Genomic DNA, 16,473 nt, shown 5'->3' on the forward strand with positions numbered 1-16,473 from the left:
CTCCACGATACGCGCCGCACGTTAAATTGACAGCGGTTTTTGGCGCGGCGCCCATGCCTGTCGGTACCGCGTCCGGGATGGCGTGGCATGGTTACGAGCATTGCGCTTTTGCGCTTGCCCGTGCGGCCAGGCCGGTATGCACGGCATCACGTCGACGATACGGATAATGACGGGTGCGCCCGCGAACCGCTGCCGGTAACGCGCGGATTATAGGTGGTGTCGGTGAAACTGCGGTGACAGGAGGATGTATTTGGCGCTGAGATGCCGACCATTCGTCCGATGTGGGCGTATGGCCGGCGCGGTGATGTGCCTGAGTGTCGGCGCGGTGTACCGCGTCAACAAGGCCGCGGTTGGCTGACGTCCGAGCCCGCTAACCGCTTGTCTGGCCGTGGCCGCCGGCCTGTTACCGGCGGCGCGCTTTATCGACGGGGTGATGACATGTCGTCGGCGGGCAGGACAGCGCTCTGTCGCGGCCTGCGCCCGTCACTGCTGGTTTATTGCATACTACCGGCGATGGCGTCGACGTTATGTTTGAAGGCTGCGGTGTAGGTGGCGGCCGGGCCGTTGCTATCGGTCAGCGCTTCCGGGTAGAGCTCGCCGCCGGACTGCGCGCCGCTGGCGTCGGCGATCTGTTTCACCAACCGCGGATCGGTCTGGTTTTCGATAAAGTAGGTTTTAACGTGCTCCTGCTTAATCTGTTTGATCAGTTTGGCGACGGTCTGGCTACTGGCTTCGGCCTCGGTGGAGTAGCCAATCGGCGACAGGAAATGCACGCCGTAAGCGGCGGCGAAATAGCCGAAAGCGTCGTGGCTGGTCAGCACTTTGCGCTTTTCTTTGGGGATGGCGGCAAAGGTTTTGACGGCGTAGTCATCCAGCTGTTGTAGCTGTTGGATGTAGCTGTCGCCTTGTTTACGGTAGTCCGCCGCGTGGTCTGGATCCGCTTTCGCCAGCGCGTCGACGATATTGCGGGCGTAGACGATGCCGTTTTTCATGCTGTTCCAGGCATGGGGGTCGGTGACGGTTTTGCCGTCTTCTTCCATCTTCAGCGATTTGATGCCGTTGGAGGCGGTAAGCACGCTTCCTTTATAGCCGGACGCTTTCACCAGGCGATTTAGCCAGCCTTCCAGCCCCAGACCGTTAACGACCACCAGATCCGCTTGCGCCAGCGTTTTGCTGTCTTTCGGCGTCGGCTCAAACTCGTGTGGATCGCCGTTGGGCGGTACCAGATCAGTCACCTGAACATGGTCGCCGCCGATCTGTTTCACCATGTCTCCCACTACGGAGAAACTCGCCACGACTTTCAGATCCTGTGCCATGGCCAGCGGGCTGAGCAGCAGGCTGGACAAGGCGATAACCAGAACAGAACGTTTCATTATTTTCCTCTCAATGTATGCCGATGCAGTGTGAATCAGGGTTGGCGGCGCGGGCGTAGTATGCCGCCGTTGACGCCGAACAGAACCGACAGGCCGAAAAACAGCGTAGCGGTGAGGATCACCGCCGGGCCGGCCGGCAGGTCGGCGTAATAGGACCAGAGCAGGCCGATAAGGCTGGCGGTACCGCCGGTGATGACGGCGACGGCCAGCATCGTCGGCAGGCGGCGAGTCCAGAAACGGGCGCAGGCGGCGGGCAGCATCATCACGCCGACCGCCATCAGTGTGCCCAGTAGCTGGAATCCGGCCACCAGATTGAGTACCACCAGCGCCAGAAATAGCGCATGGATTGCGGTGCGGGTTGGTCGAGACAGAATTTTCAGAAAGGTCACGTCGAAGGATTCGATCACCAACCCACGGTAGATCAGCGCCAGCGCCAGTACCGAGAACGATGCCGTCGCGCCGATGACGTACAGCGACGGCGCATCAATGGCGAGTATCGAGCCGAACAGTACATGCAACAGATCGACGCTGGAGCCGCGCAGCGAAACCAGTGTGACGCCAAGCGCCAGCGAGCCCAGATAGAAGCCGGCGAAGCTGGCATCCTCCTTCAATTCGGTATGGCGGCTGACCGCGCCGGACAGCATAGCGACCGCCAGACCGGCGATAAAACCGCCGATGCCCATCGCCACCAGCGACATGCCGGAAATCAGGTAGCCGATCGCGACACCGGGCAGCACCGCGTGCGACAGCGCATCCCCCACCAGGCTCATGCGGCGCAGCAACAGAAAACATCCCAATGGCGCGGCGCTTAAGGTCAGCGCCAGGCAACCGACCAGCGCCCGGCGCATAAAACCGAAATCGTTGAACGGATCGGCCAGCAGGTGAAACAGCATCATTGCACCACCCTCATTGCACCACCCTCAACGGCGCGGGCATCGGCGATGACGACGGCGACAAGATCTGATGGCAATCCCCCCACTGATGTCCTTCCGGCGTGAGCTTCAGTACCCGTGGGAAGTGATGTTCCACCTGTGTCATATCGTGCAGCACTGCCAGAATGGTGCGCCCCTGAGCATGAAGTTGTTCGATGAGCGTCAATAGCGCGCGGGTGGTCTGGGCGTCGATGCCGGTAAAGGGTTCGTCCAGCAGGATGACGGGGGATTGCATTACCAGCAGACGCGCGAACAGAACGCGCTGCAATTGTCCGCCGGACAGGGTGCCGATCGGGGCGTGGACGGCATCTGCCATGCCGACGTTCTCCAGCGCTTGCCGTGCCTTTTGTCGCCACTGGCCGCTGATGCGCCCGAAGATGCCGCAGTGCGGCAGGCTGCCCATCAGCACCAGGTCGCCGACGTTGAGCGGAAACTGGCGATCGAACTCAGTCAATTGCGGCAGGTAGCCCAACTGGCGGCGAACGTCGGGCGCCATGCAGAAGTGCCCCGCCAGCGGTGGCAACAGGCCAGCCAGTGTTTTCAGCAGGGTGGATTTTCCTGTGCCGTTGGCGCCGATGATGGCGGTCAGCGAACCCGGCTCAACACAGCCGTCGATCGTGCCGAGCGCCGGCTGGCCCGGATAGCCGAACGTGAGCGAATGCAACGCGATCATGCCAGCGCCGCCGCCCATACGATCAGGAACCATAACAACGCCAGCAGTGCGCCGATGAATAGCATGCGCCCCGGCGCAGAAAATGCATAAAGACTGATCACGTCGTTCCCCTTTTTTGAATTGTTATAATATAACATAACATATTCTTGCCGCCGTGGTAGAGGTAAAAAAATATTGCTAAATGGTTAAGGCTACTGATGGGTAGCAGGGGTGGTGGATGTATGATTTGAAAATTTTTATTTGTATTTCATTTTGTTATCGATGATTAAACCGAGCGATGAACGTATCGACAGTGAAAGATGCACATATTTTGTAGCATTTGCCGGTTGAGTTTTCTGGAGGCGGGGAGGACTCTGCGCTATGTCTTTTTTTATACAACGCATGGAATCGATAATGAAAATTGCTCTTAAATATCAACTGGCTGCCGTGGTGTTGGCGGTGCTGATCGGGGGAAGCAGCGCACTCGCGCAGGACAAAATCCAATTGACCTATGCCGGCTCGATGGGGGTGGTGATGGACAAGGCGCTGGGCCCGACCTTTGCTCACAAGGAGAATCTGACCTATCAGGGGCAAGGGCAAGGGGCGTATGGGATGGCGCGTCTGCTGGCCAGCAAGAAAGTGGTGGCGGATGTGTTCGTTTCCATCACGCCGGGGCCGATGCAGATCCTGAAGGATGCCGGGTTGATTGATGATGCGGTGCCGGTCGCCAGCACCCGTATGGTGATCGCCTATAACCCGAAAAGCCCGTTCGCCGCCAAACTGGCCACCTCCGATGCGGCAAAAGACCATAACTGGCTGACGCTGTTGCAGGACAAATCGCTGAAGTTCGGCCGTACCGACCCGTATAACGACCCACAGGGGCAGAACATTATCTTTACCTTGCTGCTGGCGGAAAAATACTACCACCAGCCGGATGCAGCGAAAAAAGTGTTGGGCGAGGTGCAGAACCCGGCGCAGGTATTTATGGAAGGCGGCCTGTTGACCCGTCTGGAATCCGGCCAGATCGACGCCACATCCGGCTATGAAAGCGCGGTACGCTCCGCCAAATTGCCGTATGTCACGCTGCCGGACGAAATCAACCTCAGCAATCCCGCCATGTCGACGCAGTGGTACGACACCGTCAGCTTTACCATCAAGGACAGCGCCGGTAAGGATCAGGTGTTGCACACCCAGCCGTTGGTGTTCTACGCGGCGGTGCTGAAGAACGCGCCCAATGCGAAAGCGGGGCGCAAGTTCATCGATTTTATGCTGAGTCAGGAAGGCCGGGGGCTGTTCAGCCAGAATGGCTATGACGTGCCGAAAGGCAGCGCGCTCTACGCCGGGAAATAATTCCCCGTATGGCGCGTTGGTTGATGCTGCCGGCGCTGCTGTTGCTGGCGGTACCGTTCGTTACCTTGCTGGGGATTACGCCGTGGCGGCACTTCCGGCTAGCCTGGGGGGATGACGGGGCGATTGCCGTTTCCGTCGGCCTCGGGCTGGTGGCGATCCTGCTGGTGGTGGCGCTGGGGTTGCCGACCGCGCTGTGGTTATCGCGGGCGCAGGGGCGGCGGCGCTGGCTGGTGGAACTGCTGGTGACGATCCCGTTGCTGACGCCGCCGCTGGCGATGGGGATCGTGCTGGTATCCAGTTACGGGCCTTACAGCCCTCTCGGTAGTTTGCTATACCGCGCCGGGGTGGCGCTGGTGAATAACCCGGCGGCGTTCGTGGTGGCACAGGTATACGGCGCGTTGCCCTATTTTATTACCTCCGCCCGTTCCGCATTTGCCGGTATCCCGCTGACAGTGGATGAGGCCGGGCGCATTCTCGGCGCCACGGCCTGGCAAAGGCTGATCCATTTGACGTTGCCGTTGGCCGCACCGGGGCTGGCGGCGGCGGTCGCCATCGCCTGGGTGCGGGCGGTGGGGGAGTTCGGCATCGTGATGATTTTTGCCTATTTCCCCCAGGGGATCCCGGTGAAGCTGTATGTCAATCTGCAAAATGACGGCGTGGACGCGGTCTATGCGCTGGTGTGGCTGTTACTGGCGATCGCGCTGCCGTTACCGTTGTTGTGTTTCGGCTGGGCGGCGAAGAAAAATGCCCACGGCGATGCCTGAAACGGACGGGCTTTAGTACGACCTCGTCTGGGGATAAAGCGCGTACTGATGCTGGGCAATCAAGCGCGCGCCGTCCAGCGCGTCGCCGGACGGGGGCGACAGCTTTTGCTGCCATTCCGGCGTTAGCCAGGGGCGGATGTGCAGGCCGATGCTGCCCATCAGCGACAGCCGTGGCAACCCGTGGCGCGCCACGGCGGCCAGCAGCAATTCGACGTCGCGGGCCGTGCGTTCCAGCAGTTGGCGGGCGACGGCGTCGCCCTGACGTGCGCAGTCGAACACGATTGGCGCAAAACGGGCATATTCTCCCGGTCTGGCATTGGCCAGCCAGCGTTGCTGTGCGTCGACTTCATTCTCAAACGGCAAAGTCAACGATTGGCTGAGCGGAGAGGATGGCAACCAACCCTGATGAACGCCCCAGGCGTGTTGCAGCGCCGCCAGCCCAAGCCGAGCGCCGCTGCCCTGATCGGAAATGGGGAATTCATGGCCGCCGTAGGCGGTGATGGTGCGCTGATGCCAGGCCAGCCCGCAGGAACCGGTACCGGCGATCACCACTCCGGCATCCTCGCCCTGATTGACCGCCAGACAGGCGCCGAGCGCATCCGTGTTCAGCACCTGCGCGGCGTAAGGGTGCGGCAGCGCCAGAAAAGCCTGATGAGCGCGTTGGTGCTCGGCACCGGCCAGCGCCAGCCCAACATGCAGACGTGCGCAGTCCTGTTCCGATAGCCCGCTGTGTTTTAGCGCCAGCAGGATAGCGTCGTCAACGGCCTGACGCACGCCCTCGACGCCCAGCAGCAGGTTAGCGCGCCCGCCGTTGCCGTGGCCCATGGGCGAGCCGTCGGCACGGTAGATGCGCGCCCGGCAGCCAGTACCGCCGCCGTCCACGCCGGCGTACAGTTTTTCCGTCATGCGGGCTCCTCCTGGTTCAGATACGGCAGGCAGGCTTGCGCCAGCGCACCGCTGAGGCCGACTCTGGATGCCAGTGAGGCGGGGACGGCCTGCGCCAGCTCCGCCAGTTCGTCGGCACAGCGCATCAGCAGGGCGACGGCCAACGGATCCTGCGGCCGTGCCAGTACGTGGGCGCTTAGCGCCGCATAGTCTGGTGCCTGAGCCTGCTTTGACCAGTCCACCACTTGTTCGATGTTGTCGCCGAAGTGGGCGAACAGCGTACTGCCGAGCGGCGTCAGCGGTTTAATGCCTTCCACCGCTTGCAGCATCTCTTGCACGCTCCATAAGCCGAGCCGCGACAGGCTGGCCGGATCGCCGATCGGGAACAGGCTGCCGCCCAAACGTTGCAGTCGCCCTTGCTGCCAGCACAGCAACCGGGTATAGCACCCGGTCACGATGACGGCGTGCGACTGCTCCGGCCATAACTGCTGGCAGATGTCGCTTTCCTTACGGCGATCGCAAGGTGTATCGCCGTCGATTGGAATGGGCGTAAGCAGGTAGTTCATGGTTACGACTTTTTCTGCTGCTGTTGACGGTTGGCGGCAATCGTCTCGTTCAGGCGTTTGACGTCGTTTTCGGTCAGGCGCAGGTACTCGTCGAACGACACTTGATTGTTCAGGTATTGGGTAAAGCGGGTCAGGATAATCGGGTACAGCTCGTTGCCGCCCAGACTTTCCATTTTCTCCCAGTCAAATACATAGGCGGGAATCTTGGCGATTTCGGCGCGAGCGGTGTTCAACCCATCGATAACGTGTTGATCCTTGGTCTGGTAGTTCAGGTTGGGGATGTCGGCGCCGACGATGATATTAAAGTGTTCGGCGATTTCACGTTGGATGGCATCGCTGCCCAGCCATTCCATGAATTCGGCCACTTCTTTCGGATGTTTGCTGGTCTTGAACGGCATGATAAAGGTGGCGCCGCCCATGGAAATGCATTTTTCCTTGCAAGGTACCGGCAGCATCTTCCAGTCGAAGCCGTTACCGATCTGTTTGCTGAACTGGTTTAACTGCCAGTTGCCGGAGAAGTAGGTGACGATGTTGCCGTTGACGAAGTCGTCCGCCATGCTCTTGTATTGCCCGCCGCCGGCGGCGCCCCACATTTCACGCGGGAAAATGCCTTCATCCGACCAGCGTTTCAGATCCTTGATCCAGGCTTGCGCGGCGGCATCCGGGAAGGTGATTTTGCCGTCTTTTTCATAGCGAGTGCCGTAGGAATAGGCCGGGCCGGAGAAACGAAAACCGCTGCGGTCGATGGTGAACGGGATGGCGACGCCGGTTTTCTCCGCCACTTGCTTCGACGCCGCCATCAGCTGTTCCATGGTATAGCCCGCCTGCGGCACCGGTACGCCGGCCTGCTGGAACAGTGTGATATTGATAAACGGCAGGTCGGCAGTCCAGGACGCGACGAACCCCGGCAGGGCGTTGTCTTTGTGTACCCCTTTCACCCGCATGATTTTCTCAATGCTGGCGCCATAGCGTTTTTCAAAGCTGGCCGGGTCAGACAAATAGGGGCGTAAATCCAGTGTGTAGGGGAGCAACCCCATTTGAGTGGTTTTGGCGATATCCGGCCCCAGCCCGGCGGCTAATTGCATCGGCAACTGGGTTTGCAGCGCGTTGTAGCCGGTGCTGACGAAATTCACGTCGATATGATCGTTATTTTGCGAGAACGATTTCACTTTCTGTTCCATGAAATGAACCAGTTCTGGATCGTCGTCGCTATATAAGAAAGTGATCTGAGTTTTTGCCGCCATGACACTGCTGCTGGCAAGGGCTCCCAGCATGATGAATGAAGAAAACAGAGCGTGCTTATAACGGTTCATAGGAATCTTCCATTTCATTTTCATTATGAGTGGTGCCATTTCTGGATATTTCGCCCGGCATATTATGCATTAATGCAAATTTGCATTAATACGGTTATTCAGCAATGAATGATGAACAAAAATGGCCGTCTTTTTTGTGAAGCACTTTAAATATATTTCAGCGAATCCCTGAGTCAACGCCTTTGTGTGATAAGAATCTCATATTGTTGATGCGAAAATTTACTCTATGATGCAAATAATAGATGTTAAGTGGAAATTATTTCTTTAATGCAAAATTTGCATCAATGTATCAATGACTTCGGCGGCGACGCGATAAAGTTGCATTGCGACAGAGATAACGGCGTGGCGCGATGAATGCGTCGGTTAATTCTGTCATCACTTTATTTTATTGAATTAATTCATTCGTCTTCGCGGTGACAAGGATTACCTATGAATATCGGTTGGGTGTTAAAACCAAATAACGTTATTAATCGCTTTATGATTACTCGGCTGGAAGAAAAATATTATCCCGCCGAGCCTGATACCTTGCCGGATAACGTCAATTATCAATTCATCAATGGGTTCGTTGATGTGGGGGATTTGCCTTGTCGGGTGCGTTTCTGGCGGGAAACCGCGCCGCGTGACGTGGCCTTGCCGGAAAAATTGCAGTTTGACGCATTGTGGAGCGGCGGTGATGAGAGCCAAAGCGTTAGCTTCAGCGATTTTTGGCCTTGTCCGACGCATGTGCAGCGTTATGCCCGCTGTTTCGTGCATAGCGATAGCCTGCAACAGGCGCCATTCCGGCTGACCACCTGCGGCGGCGTCACCGTCTGGCTGAACGGCCGCCGGGTGGCGCGTTTTACGCCGTTCAGCCGTAATCGGGAGCAGTCCTGTGAGCTGACGCTGCCGTTGCAACTGGGGCTCAATACGCTGGTGGTGCATGCGGAAGAGCTGTGCGAACGTGATACCGATTTTCTGTTCAGCCTGCGTTATCTGGGCGAGACGCCGCTCCGCTGGCAACTGACGCCGGATGAGGCCGCCAATGCACGCTGGGTGGCACTGGATCGCTGGATGAGCAGTCTGGCGCTGGTGGACAATCTGACGCTGGACCCCTCGCTGACGCTGAAAAATACGATGCCGCTACTGGCGGCGGTCGAGATGTCGCACCGATTGATCTGTAACGTCAATGAATCAGTGCCGCCGTGGCGGCAGCGGATTACGCTGACGGCGGGTAATCAAGGTTGGCGGGTGGATCTGCCGCCGTCGTTGATCGGCTATTACGATCTGGTGTGCAGCGCGGTGTGCGACGGCATTACGTTAAACCGCGTCATCAGCTTCGGGCGTCTGCCCCGACAAACCTTGCCGCCGCTGCCCGCGTTGGCGGCGCGACGTGACTATCTGCTGCGCCATGTCGCCCGTCACGGTTTCGAACGTATTGGTCGGGTATTGGCGATTTTTGCTACCGGCGAGGGAGAAGAGGCGATTGCGCCGATCCTCAATCAGGCGTTGCACAAAATCAGTCGCCGTGAAGACTGCGCCGATTTTCAGCTGGTGCCGCTGATCTGGCTGTGGCAGCGCTATCAGGGGCAGCGTCTGTCGCCGCCTGTCTGGCGGCGTGTGCGCAGCGCAATCCTCGGTTTTCGCTATTGGATCGACGAGCCGGGCAACGACGCCATGTGGTTCTGGAGCGAAAATCATTGTCTGTGCTTCCATGTAGCCCAGTATCTGGCCGGGCAAAATTTCCCGGATGACGCTTTTGTCTGCAGCGGTCGCCGCGGCCGGGAGCAGCAGGCCATTGCCCGTCAGCGGTTGGATCGCTGGTTTGACGCCATTCTGGAACATGGCCTGGTGGAGTGGAACTCCGCCGCGTATTACCCGATCGATCTGATTGGCTTGGTGGCGCTGGCGGAACTGGCGAGCGAGGCCGATCTGCGCGAACGCGCCCGAACGGTGATCGACCGTATTTTTCTGATGACCGCCTGGGTGCACCAGAACGGCGTGGCGGTCGGCACCATGGGTCGTGCCTACGACAAGGAATTGCGCTCCGGCATGTTGACCGAGCTGTCCGGCCTGTGCGCGCTGATGTGGGGCGAAGGCTGGCTGATTCCGCACTGCGCGGCGCTGCCGATGCTGTGTCTGAGCCAGTATCAGCCGCCGGCGGAAACCGCCGATATCGCCCACTGGCGCGCGCCGCAGGGCGCGGAAGCGCGCTGGGTTCAAGGATTGGGGCGCAGCGCGCGCATCATCGCCTGGAAACAGCCGGATGTGGCGTTTTCCTCCGTTTTCGACCATCACCCCGGCCAGCCTGGACACCAACAGCACCTGCTGGATATCCGGCTGGGCAGCCATTACGCCGCCCGGCTGTGGGTCAACCACCCGGGCGAAGATCGTCCGGACGGCGTACACCGCCCTTCCTATTGGGCCGGTAACGGCCGTCTGCCATATGTGATGCAGCACCGCAATCGAGCCTGGATGATTTTTGATTTGCAGGACGATCCTCGTCGTTGGACACATCTTTATCTACCGCGCACCGCGTTGGATGAGGTGGTGGTGGACGGCGGCTGGTGCTTCGTGCGCGGCGGCAACGGTTATGCGGCGTTGCATAATCCGGCGGGATTGCAGTCCATTACGCCGCAGGGCGGGCAACCAAACAGCGAATTACGCGCCGACGGCGCGCGTAATGTCTGGTTCATCGCGGTGGACAGCGGCGACGGCGCGGCCGGTTTCCCGGCGTTTATGGCGCGCTGGCATGATCGCCGGGCGGAAATCGAGCTCGACGGTGCGGTGCAATTCGATGATCCGGATTATGGGCTGATGGCCTGGCGTCCTGAGCAGGGTTTCTCTATTCATCAACAGCCTTTTGTGTTTCCCGATGAGATATCGGTGATCCCCAGACGTACCGAGGAGAGCAGGTAACATGACAGTACAACTCAGCAGGCAGCAGACCGACGCCTTACTGGATAAAGTCGCGCTGGCGTTCTGCCGACTGAAGGCCATCGACAGCGTCACGACGGACGCATCGCAGAGCGAGGGTTTGACTATCCAGTTTGAAGAGTGGGATTGGGAGGTCGGCGTCGGACTGTACGGTTTCTGGAAATTGGCGCGGCTGCGTCAGGACGACGCCATGTTGGCGGCGCTGGAACAGTGGTACGAACAGAAACTGCGGGCAGGGCTACCGCCGCGGCAGATCAATTCCACCGCGCCGATGTTGGTGCTGGCGTTGTTGTGCCGCGATAACCCGCGCCCACACTGGCTGGCGGCGGTGACGGAGTGGGCGGACTGGCTGCTGACGTCGTTGCCGAAGACTGAGGACGGCGGCTTTCAGCATACGGTGAAGGAGCGCCCCAACACCGGGCAACTGTGGGACGACACGCTGTTCATGGCCGGGCTGTTTCTGGTGGTGGCCGCCGGCGTACTCAAACGCCGCGATCTGCAGGATGAGGCGGAGTACCAGGTGCTGACCCATGCCCGTTATCTGGCGGATGCCGCCACCGGGCTGTGGTATCACGGCTGGACGTTTATCGGCCGTCATCATTATGCCGGGGCGTTCTGGGGACGCGGCAACGCCTGGATTACGTTGGTGTTGCCGGAGATTTGCGGCCTGGCGGATATGCCGTTATCGACGCCGGTGCGCCGCACGTTGGAGGCGATTTTGGAACAGCAGACCCGCACGCTGGCGCGTTGTCAGCATGCATCCGGGTTGTGGCATACGCTGCTTAACGACCCGGATTCTCCGCTGGAAACCTCCGCCAGCGCGGGTTTCGTCGCCGGTATTCTGACCGCGCGCCAGATGGGCATGCTAAGCGATTTTCCACCGGACGTGCTGGAGAAAGGCCTGGCGGCGGTGGTGGCGCAGATTGACGAGCAGGGTGTTGTGCAAGGTGTGTCGGACGGCACGGCGATGGGGCACGACCTGCAGTTTTACCATGACATTCCCAACGTCGCTGTGCCATACGGCCAGGCTTTGGCGATGCTAATGCTGCTGGCGCAGCGACATTCTGTTTGAGGTAGCGGGTAATGGCGACACTGGAACTGAACAACGTCCATAAAAACTATGGGGCGGTGAACATTATCAAAGGCGTGGATCTGGCGGTCCGCGATGGGGAATTCATGGTGTTTGTCGGCCCTTCGGGCTGCGGGAAATCCACCTTGCTGCGAATGATTGCCGGCCTGGAGGATATCTCGGCGGGCGACATGCTGATGAATGGGCAGCGAGTCAACGAACTGACGCCGGCGGAGCGTAAAATCGCCATGGTGTTCCAGTCTTACGCGCTGTATCCACACCTGTCGGTACGCAAGAATCTGGCGTTCGGCCTGGAAAACCTGCATTTTCCCAAAGAGGAAATCGAACGCCGGATCACCGAAGCGGCGCGCATGTTGGGGCTGGAACCCTATCTGGATCGTAAACCGCGGGCGTTGTCCGGCGGCCAGCAGCAGCGTGTTGCCATCGGCCGCGCCATCGTACGCGATCCAGATATCTTTCTGTTCGACGAACCCTTATCCAACCTTGACGCCAAGCTACGGGTGCAGACCCGCGGTGAGTTGACCCGTCTGCACCAGAAGTTGCGCACCACCATGATCTACGTCACCCACGATCAGGTGGAGGCGATGACCATGGCCCAGCGTATCGTGGTGCTCAATGCCGGGCGCATCGAGCAGGTAGGTACGCCGCTGGAATTGTTCAATCGGCCGAAAAACCGGTTTGTTGCCGGGTTTATCGGTTCGCCGCGTATGAATATGTTCCGCGTCAGCATCAGCAATGCGTCGGCGCAAGAGGTCGTGGTACGTTGCCCGTCCGGCAATGCGTTGCACTTGCCATTTCGCGGCGAAGAGGGACGGGAGGCGGATCTGGGGATTCGTCCTTCTCACTGCGAACTGGTGGCGGAGGGCGAAGGGCTTGCGATGTGTATCGACCGTTGTGAAATGATGGGGCATGAAACCTTTATCTATGGCCGTTGCGCTGGGATTGACGACGAGCTGATCGTGCATTTATCGGGGCACCGTGAGTTCAGCGCCGGCGAACGGGTGTTTGTGCGGTTCCCGGCAGCGTTTTGTCATCTGTTTGATGCCGACAGCGGTGAAGCCTTGCCGCGTCTGTCTGACCACTGAGTTTGCGACGGAGCTCTGCCATGACGAGAAAACCTCTGATCAACGCCGGTTCGTCGTTGATGGAAACCCTAGTGACCCCGGTGGAGAAGTCGGTCAACCTGCTGCAGAAAGTAGGCGGCCGCCGGGTGATGCCGTGGTTTTTTATTGCGCCGAATATGTTGCTATTTGCGGTGTTCGTGTTTATTCCGATTCTGCTGGCGATGTGCTACGCCTTTACCGGCGGCACCAATATTCTGCTGTGGGATCGGCCCTATGTCGGCCTGCAAAACTTCGCCACCCTGCTGCGCTGCGATAATTATGCCGTTCCTGCCAGTTGTGAACAGGATCTGTTTTGGACTGGCGTTTATAACACGATTTCGTTCAGTTTCTTTAATGTGACGTTCACGCTTGGCGTTGCGTTGGTGACGGCGCTGATCCTCAACCGCAAGATCATCGCCCGCGGTTTTTTCCGCGCCATCTTCTTCTACCCGGTGTTGCTTTCGCCGGTGGTGGTCGGGCTGGTGTGGCAGTGGTTTCTCAACCGTAACGGTTTGCTGAATCTGGCGTTGTCGTCGCTGGGCGGGCAGCCGATCACTTTTTTGCTGGAGCCGTCGCTGGCGCGTTTCTGGGTGGTGTTCGTGTCGGTATGGTTTCACGTCGGCTTTTATACCCTGATCCTGCTGGCTGGGTTGCAGGCCATTCCGCGTGATATCTATGAAGCGGCAGCCGTGGATGGCACCTCGCGCTGGCGCTGTTTTTACCAGCTGACGCTGCCGCTGTTGGCGCCGAATATCCTGGTGGTGGTGATTTTGCTGACCATCCAAAGCGTGCAAATTTTTGATGAGGCCTGGGTGTTGACCAACGGCGGCGGGCCGGGCACCGCCAACAATTTTATCGTGCAGTACATCTACCAGACGGCGTTTTCGTCCAATGCGTCGTTGTATGGGCTGGCCTCGGCGGCGTCGATGCTGATGGGTGGCGTATTGATGCTGCTGACGGCGTTGCAGTTCCTGCTGACCCGCCGGCTGGAAGGGAAAAAATAACCGGAGCCCGCATGATGAAGATCATCACTTTTCTTACCCGCACCCGTTATCCGGGGCGGATTCATATCACCGATATTCTGAGCTGGGTGTGGCTGGTGGTCGGAACGTTGCTGGTGCTGATTCCGGTGATGTGGGCGGCGATGTCGTCTTTGAAGACGCCGGCGGAAATTAACCGTTTTCCGCCCAGCTTCCTGCCGCAGGCCGCCACTACCGTCACGCTGCCGGACTACCCGAAGCCGCTGGAGTTGTGGCAGACGAAGCAGGAAGACGGTAGCGATAAAACGCTGGCGATGGTGCGGCGTATCGGCCTGATGGCGCAAATGGTGGATCCGAACGCGCCGCAGGAGGTTATTCGCGTACCGGTGAAGAACCTGTCGGCGATAAAGTCGCTGCATCTGGAAACCGACAACTACACCACGCCGATGTCGAAGTTCCATTTCGCCACTTACCTGAAAAACACCGTGTTCGTCACGGTGGTGGCGACGCTGCTGACGTTGTTGCTCAGTTCGATGGCGGCCTTTGCGTTGGCTAAATATGAGTTTCGCGGACGCGGTACGGTGCTGACGTTATTTCTGTCTACCATGATGATCCCGCTGTCGGTGGTGATGGTGCCCACGTTTCTGGTGGTGATCGGTTTGCATATGGGGGACAACCTGTGGGGGGTGATCATTCCTACGGTGGCGACGCCTACGGGCGTATTTCTGCTGCGGCAATACATGCTGACTATCCCCGATGAGCTGATCGAAGCCGCGCGCATCGACGCCGCCAGCGAGTTTCGCATTTACTGGAAAATTATTCTGCCGCTCACCGCGCCGGCGTTGGCGGTGTTGGCGATTTTCTCGGTGATCTGGCGCTGGAATGATTTTCTGTGGCCGCTGATTGTGCTTTCCAGCCAGGATAATTTCACGCTGCAGATCGGCCTGAATGCATTCCAGGGGCAGTTCTCGGTGCAGTGGCATTACATTCTGGCCATGACCATGCTGTCGCTGTTGCCGGTGACGGCGGTATTCGTGTTCCTGCAGAAATACATCACCACCGGCATCGCTAATACAGGAATGAAATGATGGCTACGCTTAAGGACATCGCCGAACGTGCGGGGGTTTCAATCAGTACGGTATCGCGGGCGCTGAATGGCAGTGCGCCTATTAGCGCCAGAGTGCGTCAGCAGATCATGGCGATCGCTACCGAGCAGGGCTACCCGTTGCACAAGATGGATCGATCCGGCCCGGCGCCGGAGCCGCTGCGGCATGTGATTCTGGCGACGCCACGCAATCTGATGCTGGAGAGTGAGTATAATCTGGTGTCGCTGACGTTGATTAATCGCCTGAAAACCCTGTGCCAACAACGCAATATCCAACTCAGCCCGTTTGTGGGGGAGCACGATACCATCAATGAGCAGCAACTGTTGCAAACGCTGCAAGGCGGGCGGGAAAGCGGCATCCTGATCGTTAACGACGACCATCCCACGTTGCTGAACGTTGTGGCGGAAAGCGGCGTGCCTGCGGTGCTGATTAACGGTGAGGATCCGGAAATGCGCTTAAACAGCGTGATGCCTGCCAACTGTTATTCAGCGGCGCTGGCGACCCGTTACCTGATCGCGCAGGGCCACCGTCGAATTTTGCATTTGACCTGGCGTTCCCGCCTGACTATCCGCGAGCGGGAGCGCGGTTATCGCGATGCGCTGCAACAGGCGGGGATTGATGTCGACGAGGCGCTGATTCTGACGTTGCCGGATTTCCATCCCCGCACCGCGCGGGATGCGCTGCTGGAATGGCTGGCGCGTTATCCGGATCGCCAGGGCGTCAGCGCGATTTTCTGCGCGGCGGATAACCAGGCGCTGGGCGTGGTGGACGCGCTGTCTCGCCACAAGCTGCGCGTACCGGAGGATATCTCGGTGATGGGCATGGACGATATTCTGCCGCTCGATATGTTGCCGCTGTCGCTGACTACGGTGCATCTGCCGTTTGAGGAGATGGCGCGGGCCTCGTTGCAACTGTTGACTCAACAAATGACGCCCACCCAGTCGCTTGGCATCACCCAGCGTATTGAACTGGCCGGCAGGCTGGTGGTGAGGGGGTCGGTTCAACGAGGGGCCAACTTCTGAATGTAAGTCTGCTGCCGATTCAGTAGCCGTATGCGGGTAACTGAATCGGCGGATTTATCATCTGCACATCACTTTACCCACCTCGCAGTTTCGGTCTTGTAATAAAAATATATTGATTTTTTATCATGGAGATCTGTTTAACTAAGCTCGTACTTTATTTGTCTCATATTTATACAATTGTTTATTTTTTTTAATGTTTTATGTGTGTTTTTTTTTGCAAAGCGCATTATTGTTAATTTTTATTAATCACTTTTAGATTGAAAATGAAATATTGAAGTAGTCATTTATTGAAATTACTGCATAGAACTGATGTTTTAATCATATTTATTTTATTGCGATTATTATTTATCTTATTGATTTTTAATTATTTTTTTGTTTTATTTGACTCATTTTTTTATTGGAACAGTGTTTTAACTGAAATCTA

General features: G+C 58.2%; 14 protein-coding genes. 8 read left to right on the forward strand and 6 right to left on the reverse strand.

Going from position 1 to position 16,473, the window contains the following annotated elements; translation table 11 throughout:
* Positions 1 to 494: 494 nt before the first annotated feature.
* The 3 genes from HEP82_RS10235 to HEP82_RS10245 are packed head-to-tail and all read right to left on the reverse strand — an operon-like array spanning position 495 to position 2,978.
* Positions 495 to 1,373: a metal ABC transporter substrate-binding protein gene (locus tag HEP82_RS10235; protein WP_192457979.1), complete on the reverse strand. Its 879-nt coding sequence runs from the start codon at positions 1,371 to 1,373 to the stop codon at positions 495 to 497.
* A gap of 35 nt (positions 1,374 to 1,408) precedes the next feature.
* Positions 1,409 to 2,269, reverse strand: coding sequence for a metal ABC transporter permease (locus HEP82_RS10240; protein WP_192457980.1), 861 nt, complete (start codon positions 2,267 to 2,269; stop codon positions 1,409 to 1,411).
* A gap of 10 nt (positions 2,270 to 2,279) precedes the next feature.
* Positions 2,280 to 2,978: a metal ABC transporter ATP-binding protein gene (locus HEP82_RS10245; RefSeq protein WP_192458000.1), complete on the reverse strand. Its 699-nt coding sequence runs from the start codon at positions 2,976 to 2,978 to the stop codon at positions 2,280 to 2,282.
* A 393-nt stretch (positions 2,979 to 3,371) separates the two neighbouring features.
* On the opposite strand from HEP82_RS10245, the gene HEP82_RS10250 reads away from it, so the two are divergent.
* Positions 3,372 to 4,307: an extracellular solute-binding protein gene (locus HEP82_RS10250; protein ID WP_192457981.1), complete on the forward strand. Its 936-nt coding sequence runs from the start codon at positions 3,372 to 3,374 to the stop codon at positions 4,305 to 4,307.
* Between the two features lie 8 nt (positions 4,308 to 4,315).
* The gene (locus HEP82_RS10255; RefSeq protein WP_192457982.1) at positions 4,316 to 5,071 is read left to right on the forward strand and encodes a molybdate ABC transporter permease subunit; all 756 of its coding nucleotides are present in this window, start codon (positions 4,316 to 4,318) and stop codon (positions 5,069 to 5,071) included.
* Between the two features lie 12 nt (positions 5,072 to 5,083).
* Here the strand turns inward: HEP82_RS10255 and HEP82_RS10260 are convergent, their stop codons facing one another.
* The 3 genes from HEP82_RS10260 to HEP82_RS10270 are packed head-to-tail and all read right to left on the reverse strand — an operon-like array spanning position 5,084 to position 7,835.
* Positions 5,084 to 5,977, reverse strand: a complete 894-nt coding sequence (locus HEP82_RS10260) for a BadF/BadG/BcrA/BcrD ATPase family protein (RefSeq protein ID WP_192457983.1) — start codon at positions 5,975 to 5,977, stop codon at positions 5,084 to 5,086.
* Positions 5,974 to 6,522, reverse strand: a complete 549-nt coding sequence (locus HEP82_RS10265) for a glucosamine kinase (RefSeq protein ID WP_192457984.1) — start codon at positions 6,520 to 6,522, stop codon at positions 5,974 to 5,976. Before HEP82_RS10265 ends, HEP82_RS10260 begins: the two co-directional genes overlap by 4 nt.
* Positions 6,523 to 6,524: 2 nt before the next feature.
* A complete protein-coding gene (locus tag HEP82_RS10270; RefSeq protein WP_192457985.1) occupies positions 6,525 to 7,835 on the reverse strand; it encodes an ABC transporter substrate-binding protein in 1,311 nt (436 codons plus the stop codon).
* A 429-nt stretch (positions 7,836 to 8,264) separates the two neighbouring features.
* Here HEP82_RS10270 and HEP82_RS10275 point away from each other — a divergent pair, with 429 nt between their 5' ends.
* Genes HEP82_RS10275 through HEP82_RS10300 form a run of 6 tightly spaced genes read left to right on the forward strand, consistent with a single transcriptional unit; the run spans position 8,265 to position 16,049 of the window.
* Complete coding sequence (locus HEP82_RS10275; RefSeq protein WP_192457986.1) at positions 8,265 to 10,730, forward strand: hypothetical protein; 2,466 nt, start codon at positions 8,265 to 8,267, stop codon at positions 10,728 to 10,730.
* A gap of 1 nt (position 10,731) precedes the next feature.
* Positions 10,732 to 11,820 carry a beta-galactosidase BglB gene (gene bglB, locus HEP82_RS10280; protein WP_192457987.1) on the forward strand — a complete coding sequence of 363 codons (1,089 nt, stop codon included), beginning with the start codon at positions 10,732 to 10,734 and terminating at the stop codon, positions 11,818 to 11,820.
* An 11-nt stretch (positions 11,821 to 11,831) separates the two neighbouring features.
* A complete protein-coding gene (locus HEP82_RS10285) occupies positions 11,832 to 12,923 on the forward strand; it encodes an ABC transporter ATP-binding protein (RefSeq protein ID WP_192457988.1) in 1,092 nt (363 codons plus the stop codon).
* Positions 12,924 to 12,943: 20 nt separating this feature from the next.
* Positions 12,944 to 13,945, forward strand: coding sequence for a carbohydrate ABC transporter permease (locus tag HEP82_RS10290; RefSeq protein ID WP_192457989.1), 1,002 nt, complete (start codon positions 12,944 to 12,946; stop codon positions 13,943 to 13,945).
* A gap of 11 nt (positions 13,946 to 13,956) precedes the next feature.
* Positions 13,957 to 15,009 (forward strand): carbohydrate ABC transporter permease, encoded by a 1,053-nt coding sequence (locus tag HEP82_RS10295; RefSeq protein ID WP_225622402.1) that lies wholly within the window; start codon positions 13,957 to 13,959, stop codon positions 15,007 to 15,009.
* The gene (locus HEP82_RS10300) at positions 15,009 to 16,049 is read left to right on the forward strand and encodes a LacI family DNA-binding transcriptional regulator (protein ID WP_192458002.1); all 1,041 of its coding nucleotides are present in this window, start codon (positions 15,009 to 15,011) and stop codon (positions 16,047 to 16,049) included. The genes HEP82_RS10295 and HEP82_RS10300 overlap by 1 nt, the downstream gene beginning before the upstream one ends.
* The last annotated feature ends 424 nt before the right edge of the window (positions 16,050 to 16,473 follow it).

The organism is Musicola keenii (assembly GCF_014855505.1).
Classification (GTDB): Bacteria; Pseudomonadota; Gammaproteobacteria; order Enterobacterales; family Enterobacteriaceae; genus Musicola; species Musicola paradisiaca.